Source organism: Knoellia locipacati (assembly GCF_044791685.1).
Lineage (GTDB): Bacteria > Actinomycetota > Actinomycetes > Actinomycetales > Dermatophilaceae > Knoellia > Knoellia locipacati_A.
Window position 1 is genome coordinate 849,139 of record NZ_CP087730.1, and the last position, 14,320, is coordinate 863,458.

At 69.9% G+C, this 14,320-nt stretch carries 16 protein-coding genes and 1 tRNA gene; 4 read left to right on the forward strand and 13 right to left on the reverse strand.

Annotated features, from left to right (window positions below; translation table 11 throughout):
* Nucleotides 1–14 precede the first annotated feature (14 nt).
* The 7 genes from LL946_RS03880 to LL946_RS03910 all read right to left on the reverse strand — a co-directional run bounded on the left by LL946_RS03880 (nt 15) and on the right by LL946_RS03910 (nt 4,806).
* Nucleotides 15–476, reverse strand: coding sequence for a hypothetical protein (locus LL946_RS03880; RefSeq protein WP_404384974.1), 462 nt, complete (start codon nt 474–476; stop codon nt 15–17).
* Nucleotides 477–522: 46 nt separating this feature from the next.
* Nucleotides 523–1,197, reverse strand: a complete 675-nt coding sequence (locus LL946_RS03885; protein WP_404384976.1) for a hypothetical protein — start codon at nt 1,195–1,197, stop codon at nt 523–525.
* Between the two features lie 116 nt (nt 1,198–1,313).
* Complete coding sequence (locus LL946_RS03890; RefSeq protein ID WP_404384978.1) at nt 1,314–2,678, reverse strand: vanadium-dependent haloperoxidase; 1,365 nt, start codon at nt 2,676–2,678, stop codon at nt 1,314–1,316.
* Between the two features lie 127 nt (nt 2,679–2,805).
* Nucleotides 2,806–3,105, reverse strand: coding sequence for a DUF3263 domain-containing protein (locus LL946_RS03895; protein ID WP_404384980.1), 300 nt, complete (start codon nt 3,103–3,105; stop codon nt 2,806–2,808).
* Between the two features lie 65 nt (nt 3,106–3,170).
* On the reverse strand, nt 3,171–3,887 hold the full coding sequence (locus LL946_RS03900; RefSeq protein WP_404384982.1) for an HAD family hydrolase: 717 nt from the start codon (nt 3,885–3,887) through the stop codon (nt 3,171–3,173).
* A 45-nt stretch (nt 3,888–3,932) separates the two neighbouring features.
* Complete coding sequence (locus tag LL946_RS03905; protein WP_404384984.1) at nt 3,933–4,427, reverse strand: SRPBCC domain-containing protein; 495 nt, start codon at nt 4,425–4,427, stop codon at nt 3,933–3,935.
* Nucleotides 4,428–4,431: 4 nt separating this feature from the next.
* Nucleotides 4,432–4,806, reverse strand: coding sequence for an ArsR/SmtB family transcription factor (locus LL946_RS03910; RefSeq protein WP_404384986.1), 375 nt, complete (start codon nt 4,804–4,806; stop codon nt 4,432–4,434).
* Nucleotides 4,807–4,860: 54 nt separating this feature from the next.
* Here LL946_RS03910 and LL946_RS03915 point away from each other — a divergent pair, with 54 nt between their 5' ends.
* The 3 genes from LL946_RS03915 to LL946_RS03925 are packed head-to-tail and all read left to right on the forward strand — an operon-like array spanning nt 4,861 to nt 7,568.
* A complete protein-coding gene (locus LL946_RS03915; protein ID WP_404384988.1) occupies nt 4,861–5,538 on the forward strand; it encodes a uracil-DNA glycosylase in 678 nt (225 codons plus the stop codon).
* Nucleotides 5,535–6,359: an SGNH/GDSL hydrolase family protein gene (locus tag LL946_RS03920; protein ID WP_404384990.1), complete on the forward strand. Its 825-nt coding sequence runs from the start codon at nt 5,535–5,537 to the stop codon at nt 6,357–6,359. Before LL946_RS03915 ends, LL946_RS03920 begins: the two co-directional genes overlap by 4 nt.
* A gap of 42 nt (nt 6,360–6,401) precedes the next feature.
* Nucleotides 6,402–7,568: an acyl-CoA dehydrogenase family protein gene (locus tag LL946_RS03925; RefSeq protein ID WP_404384992.1), complete on the forward strand. Its 1,167-nt coding sequence runs from the start codon at nt 6,402–6,404 to the stop codon at nt 7,566–7,568.
* Nucleotides 7,569–7,795: 227 nt separating this feature from the next.
* On the opposite strand, the gene LL946_RS03930 is transcribed toward LL946_RS03925, so the two are convergent.
* The gene (locus tag LL946_RS03930) at nt 7,796–9,139 is read right to left on the reverse strand and encodes a nitrate/nitrite transporter (protein WP_404384994.1); all 1,344 of its coding nucleotides are present in this window, start codon (nt 9,137–9,139) and stop codon (nt 7,796–7,798) included.
* 143 nt (nt 9,140–9,282) lie between these two features.
* Here LL946_RS03930 and LL946_RS03935 point away from each other — a divergent pair.
* A tRNA-Thr gene (locus tag LL946_RS03935) sits at nt 9,283–9,355 on the forward strand.
* 101 nt (nt 9,356–9,456) lie between these two features.
* Here the strand turns inward: LL946_RS03935 and LL946_RS03940 are convergent.
* The 5 genes from LL946_RS03940 to LL946_RS03960 are packed head-to-tail and all read right to left on the reverse strand — an operon-like array spanning nt 9,457 to nt 14,319.
* Nucleotides 9,457–10,674, reverse strand: a complete 1,218-nt coding sequence (locus LL946_RS03940) for a tyrosine-type recombinase/integrase (protein ID WP_404384996.1) — start codon at nt 10,672–10,674, stop codon at nt 9,457–9,459.
* Entirely contained in the window at nt 10,674–10,856 is a 183-nt protein-coding gene (locus LL946_RS03945) for a helix-turn-helix domain-containing protein (protein WP_404384998.1), read from the reverse strand. Before LL946_RS03945 ends, LL946_RS03940 begins: the two co-directional genes overlap by 1 nt.
* An 18-nt stretch (nt 10,857–10,874) precedes the next feature.
* Complete coding sequence (locus LL946_RS03950) at nt 10,875–12,440, reverse strand: replication initiator (protein ID WP_404385000.1); 1,566 nt, start codon at nt 12,438–12,440, stop codon at nt 10,875–10,877.
* Nucleotides 12,437–12,787: a WhiB family transcriptional regulator gene (locus LL946_RS03955; protein ID WP_404385002.1), complete on the reverse strand. Its 351-nt coding sequence runs from the start codon at nt 12,785–12,787 to the stop codon at nt 12,437–12,439. Before LL946_RS03955 ends, LL946_RS03950 begins: the two co-directional genes overlap by 4 nt.
* Nucleotides 12,784–14,319, reverse strand: coding sequence for an FtsK/SpoIIIE domain-containing protein (locus LL946_RS03960; RefSeq protein ID WP_404385004.1), 1,536 nt, complete (start codon nt 14,317–14,319; stop codon nt 12,784–12,786). The genes LL946_RS03955 and LL946_RS03960 overlap by 4 nt, the downstream gene beginning before the upstream one ends.
* Nucleotide 14,320 lies beyond the last annotated feature (1 nt).

A 14,320-nucleotide genomic window follows, 5' to 3' on the forward strand; every position in this document is an offset into this window, starting at 1 on the left:
GTCACTCACAGGTGTCAGAGGGTCGGCGCGTGCCCCTCGAACGTCGCGCGCATCGAGCCGTCGGCCTCGGAGGACACCGGGTCGTCGAGGTCGGCGACGAAGACGGCGACGAGGGTGCGGGCCGGGTTCGACGCCGCCTCGGCCAGCGCCTCACGCCAGGCGGCGAGGTTGGGGTGGTCGAGGGTCGTGCAGGCCTCGGCCGGTTCGAGCGACTCGACGGCGGCGGCGAGCTGGGCGGTCGTGAGGTCGAGGGTGGCGGTGGACCCGTCGTGCCCGAGGATCGTGGCGAGCACCACTGCCGGCAGGCCGTGCCGGCCGCCGGGGGTGTTGACGTGGGCGAAGCCCCACTCGACCGAGCTGGAGGCGGGACTCAGCCCCACGGCATACGCGACTGGCTGCTGCCATCCGGGGATGGCAGCAGCCAGGGCGTCCTTGATGTCGTTCAGGCCTTCGGGCGTGCTCCATTCGGGGCTCATCCGCCCATCCTGCCCCAATGTCACCGGGCAGCCCGGCCCCGGCCGGTCAGGGAGTGGTGCCGCGATCCATGACCCGGAAGGTCCCGAAGTAGCCCGAGGAGACGTCGTCGGCGTCGTCGTCGAAGCCCATCGCGCCGATGCGGCCGGACACCGTGCCCTCCCGCGACGTCTCGGTGCGCTTGGTGTAGTAGCGCGTGCCGTTCGGGTCGGTGAAGGTGTCCTGCACGGTCGAGCTCGCCGTGCCGCCGACGCCCGTCCACGTGATGTCGACCGGCGGGCTGGCCGGGGTGCCCTCGCCGCCGTGGTTCTCGACCGTCAGGGTTCCCGTGAGGCGGGCGGTGGACAGCTTGCGATCCACGGCCAGCGACAGGCCGTCACCGAACATGAAGCGCTCGGCGTCGAGGGTGCAGTTCGTCTCGGCGGGCGGCTCCTCACCGTGGCCACCGCCCCCGGCCGGCGGCATCTCGCCCTCGGGGCAGGTCCAGTCGAGGACCTGACCGAAGGCCATGACGTTCTTGTCACCCTCCGCGCGCAGGAAGCCGACGTGGACGTTGCCCGGGACGCCACCGGGCAGGGTGCCCATCTCGACCCAGTCGGTCTGGGCGAAGGATCCGGTCGACCGCTGCTGCCAGCGGGTGCCGGCCTCTGCGGGTGCCGCGACCGCGACGAGGGGCACGACGGCGCAGACGGCCGCCGCCAGTCCTGAGGTGATGCGCTTCATTGCTGCTTCCCTTCGAGAGCCCACCGGGATGCGGTGGGAGGTGCTCCGGCCGGCCCGTTGGCGGCGGAGGGTGTGTTGGGGGTGGAGGAGGACGTGAGTCGGGAGACAGCCGCGCCTCATCGACGGGTGTGAAGTCGCGCCAGGACGAGGTCGCCGACGGCGTCGCCCTGGACCTTGCCGTTCTCGATCGCCATGACGTAGTGGATGCCGCCGTAGAGCCGTGACCGGGCCGCCTCGTTCGCCGCGTCGTGGAACGACGTGAAGCTGCGGGCCGGCAGGTTGCGGTCCCGGTGGCTGTCGTCGACGTAGGCGAAGCTGCCGAGCAGGTCGGTGAGGACCGTCGACGCGGCGCGCGAGGCGACGGAGTGGCCGGAGGTGTACTCCGGGAACTGCGGGCTGTTGACGAAGGTGACCCAGGTGGGGTCGATGTGACGACGCACGTAGGTGCTGGGTCGAAGGAGGTTGAAGCGGTACTTCCACGTCCAGCAGTCGAGGAACGCGTCGTGCAGGGTGATGCCGAGCCGGGCATAGGCCTCGAGCGCCTGCCCCAGGGACAGCCGACGCTGCACCGCCACCTGGCTCACGACGAGCATCCAGTGGCCGGAGGGCAACCCGGACAGCAGCGGGTTGTCGGTCCAGAACCGCGCGAGGGCGCGCTGGTCGTCGGTGAGGTTGGAGCCGGCGTGCCCGCTCGTCGTGTAGACCGTCATCGCCTCGTTCCAGAACGCCGAGCCGTGCTCGGTCGAGAACGGCACGTGGTCCACCGGACGCACCTCGTCCGCCGACCGGAGCACCATCGGCCGGATCTCGGACCAGTAGGGCTCGACGGCGGGTCGGAAGTTCGGGTGGGTCGGCTCCCAGTTCGCCTCCCCGGGGACGGGCGCGTAGCTCCGCCCCTGGATTCCCGCCCAGCCATCGGAGGCGATCCACGCGACGAGGGCGTTGCCGACGGCACGTCCGTGCTTCGCCGAGCCCGAGATGATCCCCGGGGCGACACCGGCAGCGGCCCGCGCCGCCACCTGCCGGTCACGCAGAGCGGTGAGGGTGTCGCGGTTGGCCGGCGTCGCAGAGGCGTGCACGGCCTGGGCCACGGTGTGCGCCGAGTGCGCGAGAGCGACGACCCCGTCAATCTCGCCGGGACCGTGGGGCAGCGGGGCGAGACCGGTCAGCTGGCCACCCACGCTGCGGTGCAGCGGCATGGCGCCGACGCACGCCTCGTACATCGCGAGCGCCACGTAGTTGTAGCAGCGAGCGGCCTGCGTCGGTGACGGACCTTCGCGCCAGGTGACGTCGAAGCAGGTCTGGATCCACTCGGCCGCCCAGTGCGGCGAGTGCCTGTACATGGCCGCTCGAGGCGTCCCGGCGGCAGCCGAGCCGGCGCCGAGGCTCTGGGCGATCCCCGCCGACAGGACGCCCGCACCCCCGATCAGGGCGCGTCGCGAGAGCGTGCCGTGGTGCTGCTGTGCGGACGACTGCGACACGTGGTCCCCCTGACCGAAGGGCACCGTTGCCCGAGCGACATCAGAGCGCATCCGCGACCTCGGGGGGAGGCATATCGCCGAAAATGGCGAGAAGTCGTCACGGCGCGAGGCCGTGGCGACGCGGGACTCAGCCCTGCGGCTGCAGCCCGAGGCGACGGGCCGAACGGGCGCGCTGGCGGGTCGCCCGCTGGCGGCGGAGGCGCTTGACGAGCATCGGGTCGTGCTCGAGGGCGACCGGGCTGTCGATGAGCGCGTTGAGCACCTGGTAGTAGCGCGTCGGGCTCATGTCGAAGAGCTCCTTGATCGCCGACTCCTTGGAGCCGGCGTACTTCCACCACTGGCGCTCGAAGTCGATGATCCGGCGGTCACGATCGGAGAGCCCCTCGACCTCGGGCGCTGCGGAGTGCTCTTCGTGGACGGCGTTCACGGATTCGACCCTTCTGGTGCGACGGCTGCGACTGTCACCCTATCGGGCGAATGACACGGCTGTCATTAGGGTCGGCGTGTCCGCTGGACACCTCTCCCGGAGGTCTGCTCACGCGCCTCACGAGTCACGGGCGTCTCGCCGAGGAGGTATGCCGTGAGCTCCTCGACCGTGTCGACGATCGTCTCCGGGCGGGTTGCCTCCAAGGCGTGGCGCTCGCCGGCGCCCCACGTCACGGCGACGCCGGGCATGCCGGCCGCCCGGGCCGCGAGGATGTCGACGGTCGCGTCGCCGACGTAGACCGCGGAGGTCGGGTCCACGCCGACCGCCTTCGACGCCGCCAGCAGCGGCTCCGGGTGCGGCTTGTGCCTCGTGGTGTCCTCGAGGGCACCCACGACGTCGATGAGGTGGTCGATGCCCACGCCGTCGAGCGCCAGCCGTGCGGTGTCGCGTCGCTTGCTCGTGACGACGTGGAGGTCGGCACCGGCGGAGGTGAGGGCCTCGAGCATCTCCGGCACCCCGGCATACCTCTCGATGAGGCGTGCGGTGTTGGCGAGGTTCCACTCGCGGTAGGTCCGGTCGAGGTCGTGACCGCGCTCGGGGTCCTCCTCGAGCAGGGCCGCCAGCAGGGGACGACCGATCCAGGCGCGGGCCCGCACCTCGTCGATCTCCTCGCCGCGCACCTCGCGGAACGCGTGCTGGTAGCTCGCGACGATGAGCGGGATGGTGTTGGCCAGGGTCCCGTCGAGGTCGAAGAAGATCGTCTGCCAGTGCGGTCGGGTCACGCGCGCCATCATCTCCCGCGCGCAGTCTCGTCGGGCTCGAGGGTGTCAGGCGGCGTCGGCGACGAGGGCCTCGTCGAGCTGGCCCACCGCCTGCGTCAGGCCCTCCGCCATGCCCATGTCGATGACCTTCTGGAGGTCCTCGGCCGAGCCGTAGACCGTGGTGGACGACACCCGGGTGCCGCCGTCGTGCTCGGTGAACTCGACGACGGTGTCGCCGAGCGGCATCCCCTCGGAGGCGTTGCCCTCGGCGTCGGCGAAGCCGTCGACGTAGGCCAACCGGCTCGTGGGCTCGACCGCGCGGACGTCCCAGTAGCCGCCGAACCTCTCACCCTCGGGCGAGGTCATGTAGTAGTTCACCCGGCCGCCCGGGCGCAGGTCGTGCTTGGTGACCGTGAGCGGGTACATCGGCGGGCCGAACCAGCGCTCGAGCTGACGAGCGTCGGTCCAGAAGTGCCAGATCCGGTCGACGGGGGCGGCGAAGTCGCACGTGACGACGATCGAGCGCTCGTCGCTGTTGGTCGTGATGTCGGTGACGGGCATGGAGCTACTCCTTCTCCTGGGTGGGATCTTCCTGGGTGGTGGCGGTGTCGATCTCGGCGAGCAGGTCGTCGATCCGGCTGATCCGGCCGCGCCACACGGCCTCGAGCTCGGTGAGCATCGACGCGACGGAGCGCAGTGCCTCGACCTCGCCGCTGGCGAGGGCCTCGCGGCCGGCGCGGCGCTTGCTGACGAGCCCGGCCCGCTCGAGCACCGCGACGTGCTTCTGCACGGCGGCGAAGCTCATGTCGTAGCCGCGAGCCAGCGTCGACACCGAGTGCTCACCGGCCAGGACGCGACGCAGGATGTCGCGCCGCGTCCTGTCGGCGAGAGCGTGGAAGAGGGCGTCTGCCCGGTCCTCCTGCTCCTCGGTGGTGGTCATGCGAACAATGTACAACCATCCGGTTGTACATTGTCAAGCCCTATCTTGGGGCACATGCCCACCCGCCCCCTCGCCGAGCTCGTCCACCCGTCGTGGGCCCGCGCGCTCGCCCCGGTCGAGCCCGCGATCACCGCGATGGGCGAGTTCCTGCGGGCCGAGGTCGCGGCCGACCGCGGCTACCTGCCCGGCGGCGCCCACGTCCTGCGGGCGTTCGAGCAGCCCCTGGACGACGTGCGGGTGCTCGTCGTCGGTCAGGACCCCTACCCCACGCCGGGGCACGCGATCGGGCTGAGCTTCGCCGTCGCGCCGGACGTGCGGCCCCTCCCCCGCAGCCTCGTCAACATCTACACCGAGCTGCAAAGCGACCTCGGGCTCCCGGCCCCGACCACCGGGGACCTCACGCCGTGGGCCGAGCACGGCGTCCTCCTCCTCAACCGCGTGCTCACCGTGCGCCCCGGCACCCCGGCGAGCCACCGCGGCAAGGGCTGGGAAGAGGTCACCGACTGCGCCATCGACGCGCTCGTCGCCCGCGGCGGACCGCTCGTCGCCCTCCTCTGGGGCAGGGATGCGCGCTCGCTGCGGAGCCGGCTCGACGGCATACCGTGTGTCGAGAGCCCACACCCCTCACCCCTGTCGGCCCACTCGGGGTTCTTCGGGTCGCGACCGTTCAGCAGGGTCAACGCCCTCCTCGAGCAGCAGGGTGCCGCACCGATCGACTGGAGGCTGCCATGAACCTTCCCCCCTCGACACCAGGCCGCGTCTGGAGCACCTACGTCGCGATCGGCGACTCGTTCACCGAGGGGCTCTCCGACCCGGACCCCGAGAACGGCGATGCCTGGATCGGCTGGGCCGACCGCCTCGCCGAGTCGCTGAGCGACCTCGCGCAGGTCGAGCACGTACCGTTCCGCTACGCCAACCTCGCCGTCCGGGGTCGGCTGCTCGCCGATGTCGTCGGGCCGCAACTCGACCGCGCGCTGGAGATGTCCCCCGACCTCGTGTCGCTGGTCGGGGGCGGCAACGACCTGCTACGGCCGAACATCGACACCAACCGGATCATGGAGACACTCGAGAAGGCCGTGATCCGGTTGCGGCAGAGCGGTTCCGACGTCCTACTTGCGACCCCGGTCGATCCGCAGGAGGCCGGACTGCTCAAGCCGCTGCGTGGTCGCCATGCCGTGCACGCCGCCAACATCTTCACCCTCGCCCAGCGACACGGCTGCTACGTCCTCAACCTCTGGGGCATGCCGGCGCTGCGCGACTGGCGACTGTGGGCCGACGACAGGATCCACCTCACCACCGAGGGACACCGGAGGGTCGCGCTGGCCGCGCTCACGGCACTCGGCCACGCGACCGACGAGGAGGACTGGCGCACACCGCTTCCGGCCGGCGACGCATCGACGAAGAGGCAGGAGCTGCGCGCGCACGCGGCGTGGGCACGCCAGCACCTGGCACCGTGGGTGCAGCGGCGGATGAAGGGCCAGTCGAGCGGCGACCACGTCGACCCCAAGCGCCCCGAGCTCTCACCGATGCGCCCGTTCGTCGACGGTCCCTGAGGCCCGTCCGGTCCCTCTGTGGCTGGCGTTACAGTCGCGGGTATGCCGGTCAACCGCCTCATGCCCTCCGAGGAGGGCCAGGACCTCATCGACCTCACCCGCGAGATCTGCGACAAGGAGCTGCGCCCGCGCGTCGACGACGCCGAGCGCGCCGCCGCCGAGGGTGAGTCGTTCCCGACCGAGGTGTTCCGCACGCTCGGGCACGCCGGGCTGCTGTCCCTCCCCCACCCCGAGGAGCACGGGGGCGGCGGCCAGCCCTACGAGGTCTACCTCCAGGTCGTCGAGGAGATCGCGTCGGCGTGGATGAGCGTGGCCGTCGGGGTGTCGGTGCACTCGCTCACCGCCTACCCCGTGACGACCTTCGGCACGTCCGAGCAGCAGGCGGCGCTCCTGCCCGGCATGCTCTCGGGCGACCAGCTCGGCGCCTACTGCCTCTCCGAGCCGCTGGCCGGCTCCGACGTCGGCTCGATGACGACGCGCGCCAGACGGTCCGACTCCGGTGACGGGACGGCATACGCGATCAAGGGCCGCAAGGCCTGGATCAGCCATGCCGGGCACGCCGACTACTACACGACGTTCGCTCGGACCTCCGACGACGGCGGTCGCGGCATCTCGTGCTTCGTTGTCCCGGCCGGGTCGGACGCCATGACGTTCGGGGCGCCGGAGAAGAAGATGGGCCTGCACTGCGACACGGTGCGCGAGGTGATCTTCGACGGCGTGCCGGTCGAGGAGGCCAACCGGATCGGTGACGAGGGGCAGGGCATGGCCATCGCCCTGTCGGCGCTCGATGCGGGACGACTCGGAATCGCCTCTGCGGCAACGGGACTCGCACAGTCGGCTCTCGACGTCGCCGCCGGCTACGCGAAGGAGCGGCAGCAGTTCGGGCGCGCGATCGCCTCGAACCAGGGCCTCGCGTTCATGATCGCCGACATGGAGGCTGCCGTCTCCGGCGCGCGGGCGGCCTACCTGTATGCCGCACGCCTCAAGGACGCGGGACGCCCCTTCTCGAAGGAGGCAGCCGTCGCCAAGCTGCTCGCCACCGACGCCGCGATGAAGGTGACGACGGACGCGATCCAGGTGCTCGGTGGGGCCGGCTACACCGCCGACTTCCCTGTCGAGCGGATGTTCCGCGAGGCCAAGGTGACCCAGATCTTCGAGGGGACCAACCAGATCCAGCGGCTCGTCATCAGCCGGCACGTCCTGCGCTGACTCGCGCGGATCGGGCGGCGGCCGGTCGGGCTGTCGAAGGAGGACAAAACGCCGGCGCCAGTCGGGCCTCGTCGGCGTGTCCTGCTACCTCGACCGCGGCACCGCGACGCATACCCCCGGGAACGTCAGACCGGGCCGTCTCATACACGGCCCGGTCACCTCTTTATAGGTGGGCGAACCGGCCCGGCCGGTGACCGACACGCGTCGTGAGGGCAAACGCGCGCAGATCAGTCGGGGTCGCGCGAGATGCCGGGCAGGAGGGTGTGGCCCGCACGCAGCGCGTCCAGGGCGCCGGGGTGGTCGTCGATGAACTCGAGCCCCTTGTAGCGGTAGCGCCAGATCTGGAACGCGCCGAGGGCCCACAGGAGGAACTGCACCGACATGGCGACCTTGAAGTCGGTGAGCGTGTAGCTGGTCGGCCCCTCCGGCGCGCGCTGGTCGAGGATGATGCCGACGAGCGCCATCGTCACGAGCGAGGCGAAGAAGCCTCCGATGTTGATGACGCCCGACGCGCGCCCGAGCCGGTCCGAGGGGTGGAAGCTGCGGGCGAGGTCGAAGCCGACCATCGACCCCGGACCGCCACAGCCGGTGACGCAGACGAGCAGGACGAGCAGCGTCAGCGGCGCCCGACCCGGCCAGAGCAGGACGAGGGCCCACGTGGTCGCGATGGCGGTGACGATCGTCAGCACGATCTGCGAGCGCCGATAGGGCAGGCGGCCGGTGAGATGGCCGACCACCGGACCGGCGACCATCGACGCCAGGGTGAGCGTGATGAGCAGGGTGCCCGCCGTCGTCGGGCTGAGCCCCTGGCCCTGCACGAGGAACGGGTAGCCCCACAGCATCGTGAAGACCGTGGCGCCGAACTGTCCGGTGAAGTGGATCCACATGCCGAGGCGGGTGCCCGGGTTGCCCCACACCTCGCCGAGCGTGCGGGCGAGGGCGCGCACCTTGATCTTCTCGACCGCCATGCCCGTGTAGGGCGAGTCCTTGACGACGAGGAACAGGGCGACCGAGAGCAGGGCGCCGGCGCCGGCGGAGATCCCGAACGACCGCTCCCACCCGTAGTTCGAGAGCGCGGCAGCCAAGGGCGTTGCGGCGGCGACGGCGCCGAGCTGGCCCACCATGCCGCTGAGCTGGGTGATGACCGGGGCCTGCTTGACCCGGAACCACAGCGCGACGAGGCGCAGCATGCTCGTGAAGATCATCGCGTCGCCCATGCCGAGGAGCACCCGCGCGGCGAGCCCCACCCCGAAGCTGCCCGCGAACGCGAACCACAGCTGCCCGACCGAGATGAGCGCGAGCCCGACGAGCAGCAGGCGCCGCGAGCCGAAGCGGTCCAGGAGGACTCCCACGGGAATCTGCATGCCGGCATACACGACGAGCTGGACCACCGTGAACGTCGCGAGCTGCGAGGCGGTGATGTCGAAGCGCTCGGCCGCGACGATGCCCGCGACCCCGAGCGAGGTGCGGTGGAAGACGGCGACGACGTAGACCGACAGCGCGACGGCCCAGATGACCCACGCGCGACGACGGCCGATGTCGTGGATCTGCCGTCGGAGGGGTCGCGTCACCGCTCGATCCTAATGACGGACGGGGTATGCCGGCCGCCCCCGTCCGCGAGCGACCCGGTTCAGCGACAGGCGCTGGCGTCGCAGCGGAGCGGCAGGCGGGTAAAGTTCAGGTGCCGTCGGGGGCGCACTGCTCGCCGACGCGCGCTGGCGTGGCGCAATCGGTAGCGCACCTGTCTTGTAAACAGGTGGTTGAGAGTTCGAGTCTCTTCGCCAGCTCTCACCCGTGACATGCGCCCTGACCTGCGCAGATGCGGTGAATCGCCCAGGAGCGCGGTCGCCCGCGCGTCGTGTCGCAACCGCATTTGCTAACACGTTTGCTAACACGCCGACTCATCCTCGCCCTCGGGATCGGCTTCCTCGGGCGGTTCGAGCAGGGCGGCGAACGTGCCCGCGACCTCAGCAGCATGTTCCTTGATCACGTGCGCGTAGACCCGCAACGTGATTGCCGGGTCAGCGTGACCGAGGCGCGCGGCAACTACGTGGACAGGCACCCCGGCTCTCAAGAGCAGAGTCGCGTGGACGTGCCGCAGATCGTGGAAGCGACTCCGGGGCAGGGTGACACTGTCGGCCTTGTCGTCGTGCCCTTCATTGAACGCCGCCACTGCAAGGCTGAGGCGTTGACTCGGTGCAGATGGGCAGATCGGCTTCCCGAAGCCGTTGACGAAAAGGTGGCCCTCCCCCACCCACGACGCACCCGCCATTGTTTGAGCCTGCATCTGGCGGTTGCGGTGTCTCTGAAGGGCTGCGACCGTGCCCGGGTCGATGCTCACGGTGCGTTCGCGCCCACTCTTGGTCGTTCCCTCCACTCGCTGCTTCCCGACCATGCCCGCGGAGGCCCGTATTCGAATGGAGGGCGCGTTCCAATCGACGTCGGCCCAGCGCAGTGCCAGGAGTTCACCGCGCCGGGCTCCGGTGTAGGCGGCAAGACGGTAGAGGGCGAACCACTGGTGGTCGGCCATGTGCTCGAGGAACGTTCGCAGTTGCTCGGCGTCCCACACATCCCCGATCTGGCGCGTGACCCGGCGAGGTCGCTTGGCGCGTTCGGCTGGGTTGCTGGGGATGAGGCCGCCGATGAGGACCGCGTCACCGAGGGCCTTGCGCAGCGTCGCGTGTACGTAATCCACCGTACGTCGGGAGAGTGGGCGGCCATTCTTCCCACCACCTTCAAGAAGCTGCAGATAGAGACGCGTCAACGTGGCCGGTTGGACAGCCTGCAGCCGCATGCGCCCAATACGGGGGACGACATAGCGGTCCAAGATCTCGCGATAGCCCGAAAGAGTCCTGGGCCTGACCTCCAGCGCGTGGCCGTCGAGCCAGTCGGACAGGTACGACGAGACGGTGACGGTGGAGCGATTGACGAATTCGCCACGACGGGCGGCCACTCGTGCTTCATCCCGCGCCGCCTTGGCCGCTGCTTCGGTCTGAAAGCCGCTGACCCACTTGGGTTTGCTCAACCCGGTGTCAGGGTTCGTCACGCGGATGACGTAGGACCATGACTTTCCGCGCTTCACCACTCCGTCGCGGACCTGTGCCATCAGGCGGCGTCCGTCATCAGGTCGGCTACGAATGCCTCCACGTCCTCGCCACGGACACGGCGCGAGCCGTCGATCCGCACCGAGCGAAGAGCCCCGGACTGGATCAGGACATAGACCTTCGACCGGCTCAGACTCAGGTACTCGGCAACCTCGGTCACTCGGTACAAAAGTTTGTCGTTCATCGTGAATCTCCCTCTCTCTCAGTGGTTTTGATGGTGCTTCTGTTCGGCCTTCCATTGGGCGTATTCGCGGGCGCGGGCGGCGGCGGCGTCTGCGAGGGCGGCGTCTCCGGTGTTCTCCCAGCCGGTGCCGACGTAGGACCAGCTGCCGATGACGAGGGTGGTTTCCTCTTCGTCGTCGTCCATGAGTCGGCGTTCGAGGTCGGCGGTGTCGACGGGCTGCCCGGTGCGGGCGGCTTCGGCGGTGATCGCTTGCCAGCGTCGACGAGCACGGCGGAGCCTGCCGAGGGTGACGGAGTAGCGGCGGGACTTGGTCGAGAAGTGGCCCCGGAACCCGAGCATGTGTGCCCACTTCCCGATCAGGGCGTAGGGGTCTTCGTAGGCGAAGTCCCCGGCTTCACGGTGTGCAGCTGCACGACGTTCGGCATCCATCGACAGTCCTCGGCAGATCTCCCGGATACGGACGTAGTGGGCGTTGCTGCGGCCCTCTCCGGTGGTGTCGGACACGGCTTTGGTGGCGTACTTCGCCAAATAGCCGGCCACCCGCTCGACATGCTCTGAGGCCAACGCGGACGTGTCGTCATCGGGACGGTGAGCGGCTCGGACCACCCGCACGTCGAGTTGCCGCCCGAAGCGCAATAGCCGCGGTTGTGACCCCGACTGAGCGGGAGGGGCGTCGTAGTGGGCTCCGGCAGCGGCGTCCTCGATCAACGACGCCAGCAGAGTCACCGGAAGGAACTGCGGGGAAGCGCTGAACCCGTCCTTGGTTGTGGGTCCGTCGAGGCGCACGAGGCCGTGAAAGTGCATCGCCCCACGTGTCTGTGGTTCGGCCACTTTGGCGTACTGGATCGTGGCGTGATCCTTGAGACGCGATTCTTTGACGCCGAGCGCGCGGGCGATGCGGCGGCGCAGGTCGATGGTGAACCGTCGCCACAACTCCGGTGCCCACCACTGCCAGACGACGTGCCCCTCGTAGTCGTAGCACTCGTGGCAGATCGGCTGTCCTGCAAGGGGATCGCCTTCGCCGTGGGTGGTCATGCACCCGGCGGGGCGTCCGTGCTGACAGACCTGGGCTTTGTCCCGGGGGCGACACCGGGTGACGGGCCGCCCCGGCTTGGCGGTGCGGTGCACGTGCCCGAACGAGGGTGCGGTCAGGGTCACGAACAGCATCGGGTTGTCGGCCACCGAGGCGGGCACGGTCTTGCCACCGACAGCACCGGCGCGCAGGAGCTCAAACGTGTCCCGGGCGTACGTGCGGGAGCAGGACGGGCACGCGGACGCGCGACGGTTCCCGCACGGCACAAACGTGACGCCGAGCGGTGCCGAGGTCGAGGAGTACGACGACAGCACCTCACCCGTCATGGCGTCGACGGTCTGCGAGGATCCGGCCAACTGGATCGGCTTGGTGCAGTAGTGCACCGAGGCAGCGGAATCGGTGAACGCGGTCATGGTTCGGTCACGGAAGCGGCGCACCAGGGCGGCGGCACCAGCATCGGTGAGGTTGGGAAGGTCCAGCGGGGCGTTCTCCCCGAACCCGGGGAAGGACCCCGAGCCCAGGGACAGCGTGCCGTTGGCCGAAGCCTTCATGCAGCGTCACCACCGGGAAGCCACACCGGCACAGCCGGGCCGACGTAGGCGGGATCACGGTTGGTACCAGCCCACCATCCCGCGCACACATCGGATTGATCGGCAAACTCCGCGCACTGGTTGCGGACAGGACAACTCCCACACAGAGACCGCATCACCTCAAATTCCCAAGGGTCGATGTCCTCGGGGTCTGCTGTCCAAGGCAGATCTGTTCGGGTGGTACAGGCTCCAAGGGCCTGCCACGGGCCGTGTCCATGGGCTCTGGTCACGGACACCGGTGAGGCCTGCTCCCACCCAGCGCCGACCTTGGACCACCGGGAACGCGATGACCACAATTTCACCCTCATGCGACCTCACTCCCGTCAACGGAAGCTGTCGATGCGGGTCGGGTCCGAGGCGCGCGCGGTGGGCGAGGCTTACGCGGTGCCCGAGGTCGAGCAGGGGTGACCTCCGCAGGCTCCGAAGGGTGCTCACTCCTTGCCGGGTGAGGCGGCGCCGATTCCGTCCGGGCTTCCCGGCGGGTGTAGTCACCCAGCGAGGGGGCCAGCGAGGGTTCCGGGGCGAGGTTGGGAACCTCGAGCTGGTGCGGGCTCGGGTAGGACGCGTTCACGCCGTGGATCAGGTCGTCGGTGGCGTAGTGCGCCCGAACCTTGGCGGCGTGCCCGTCTTCGGTGATGGCGTACCCGGTGCCCGGGTGGGTGTCGCGTATGCGGTGACACGGGGCGACCTTGGCCGTGCCCTCGCCAAGGATCATCTCCGTCTCGAAGACGTCCACGAGGCGCAAACCGATCTTCTGCGGGAACAAGCTGCGCATCGGGACGGTGTCCTTGCGCGGGTCCTGCACCCACCCCCACACCGTGAACCCGGGTGCGCGGCCTTGGGTCAGGAGCAGGCGCAGTGCCGTGTCTGCGCGGCGCGACAGGTCCCGATCGGTGATGTAGCGGGTGATCGCGGCCAACTCGTCGATGACCACGATGACGTGCGGGTCGGTCGAGGACGGGTTGTGAGAGCGGATGTTCCCGGCCATGACAGCCGCCCGGATCGCCATGGCCTCGGCTTCGCGTTCCAGCACCACCACCGCTTCCTCAGGGGTGGTGGCCAGGGACGAGAACAGGGCGCGGGCGTGGAGCAGTTCCATCCCTGCTTTGAGGTCGATCCCGACCAGGCGCACCGTCCCGGCTCGAACCGCAGGTGCCAGGGCGGCGATGAGGGACCACATGACCGACGCTTTGCCGGACCCGGTCGCCCCGGCCACGAGCGTGTGCACCCGGGCATCCACGGTCCACGGCTGACCGCTCATCACCCGGCCCAGTTCGACACCCGAGGCGGGGTGTGTTCCGGTGGCACCGTCGCGCGGTGTCGGGGTGTTCGTGACCCGGTCGAGGACATCCCGCAGGGCGAGAGTCACGACGGCGCGGGTGGGGCCGTCATCAGCGACCCGCACCGAGTGCCCACCCAGGAGGGACGCCAGCGCGGGGGCGGCGCGTTCGACGGTGTCGATGGTCTGCCCGGCGGCATACCGCATCCGCAGCACCGAGACACCGTCACGGGTGCGGGTGCCGCGCAGCAGGCGCGGGATCGTGCGACTGTCCGCCTCTCCGGGACGGGTGACCGACAACCCGACCGACGCCGCCGTGGTCGGCCAGTGCCGACGCTGGTTCAGCGACACGCGCCGGTCGGCCACGCGATGCCAGGACTGCGAACCCCACGACGGCCAGCCCAGCAGGCCAACCAACGCCAACCCGACTCCGGAGCCGGTGACGAACCGACCCAGCAGGACCAGCACGACGACGGCCAGCAGGGCCACTGTCACCAGGTGTGGGAGGCAGCGAGCCACCCACCACACCTCACGTGCCGTGTCCGTGAACCAGCGCAGCACG

What these genes read in the sequence shown, in the direction of transcription:
- LL946_RS03910 (WP_404384986.1), bottom strand. Translation starts at nt 4,806, where the DNA reads ATGACCACCACCGAGGAGCAGGAGGACCGGGCAGACGCCCTCTTCCAC.
- LL946_RS03880 (WP_404384974.1), bottom strand. Translation starts at nt 476, where the DNA reads ATGAGCCCCGAATGGAGCACGCCCGAAGGCCTGAACGACATCAAGGAC.
- LL946_RS03915 (WP_404384988.1), top strand. Translation starts at nt 4,861, where the DNA reads ATGCCCACCCGCCCCCTCGCCGAGCTCGTCCACCCGTCGTGGGCCCGC.
- LL946_RS03905 (WP_404384984.1), bottom strand. Translation starts at nt 4,427, where the DNA reads ATGCCCGTCACCGACATCACGACCAACAGCGACGAGCGCTCGATCGTC.
- LL946_RS03950 (WP_404385000.1), bottom strand. Translation starts at nt 12,440, where the DNA reads ATGAAGGCTTCGGCCAACGGCACGCTGTCCCTGGGCTCGGGGTCCTTC.
- LL946_RS03885 (WP_404384976.1), bottom strand. Translation starts at nt 1,197, where the DNA reads ATGAAGCGCATCACCTCAGGACTGGCGGCGGCCGTCTGCGCCGTCGTG.
- LL946_RS03925 (WP_404384992.1), top strand. Translation starts at nt 6,402, where the DNA reads ATGCCGGTCAACCGCCTCATGCCCTCCGAGGAGGGCCAGGACCTCATC.
- LL946_RS03940 (WP_404384996.1), bottom strand. Translation starts at nt 10,674, where the DNA reads ATGGCACAGGTCCGCGACGGAGTGGTGAAGCGCGGAAAGTCATGGTCC.
- LL946_RS03920 (WP_404384990.1), top strand. Translation starts at nt 5,535, where the DNA reads ATGAACCTTCCCCCCTCGACACCAGGCCGCGTCTGGAGCACCTACGTC.
- LL946_RS03945 (WP_404384998.1), bottom strand. Translation starts at nt 10,856, where the DNA reads ATGAACGACAAACTTTTGTACCGAGTGACCGAGGTTGCCGAGTACCTG.
- LL946_RS03955 (WP_404385002.1), bottom strand. Translation starts at nt 12,787, where the DNA reads ATGAGGGTGAAATTGTGGTCATCGCGTTCCCGGTGGTCCAAGGTCGGC.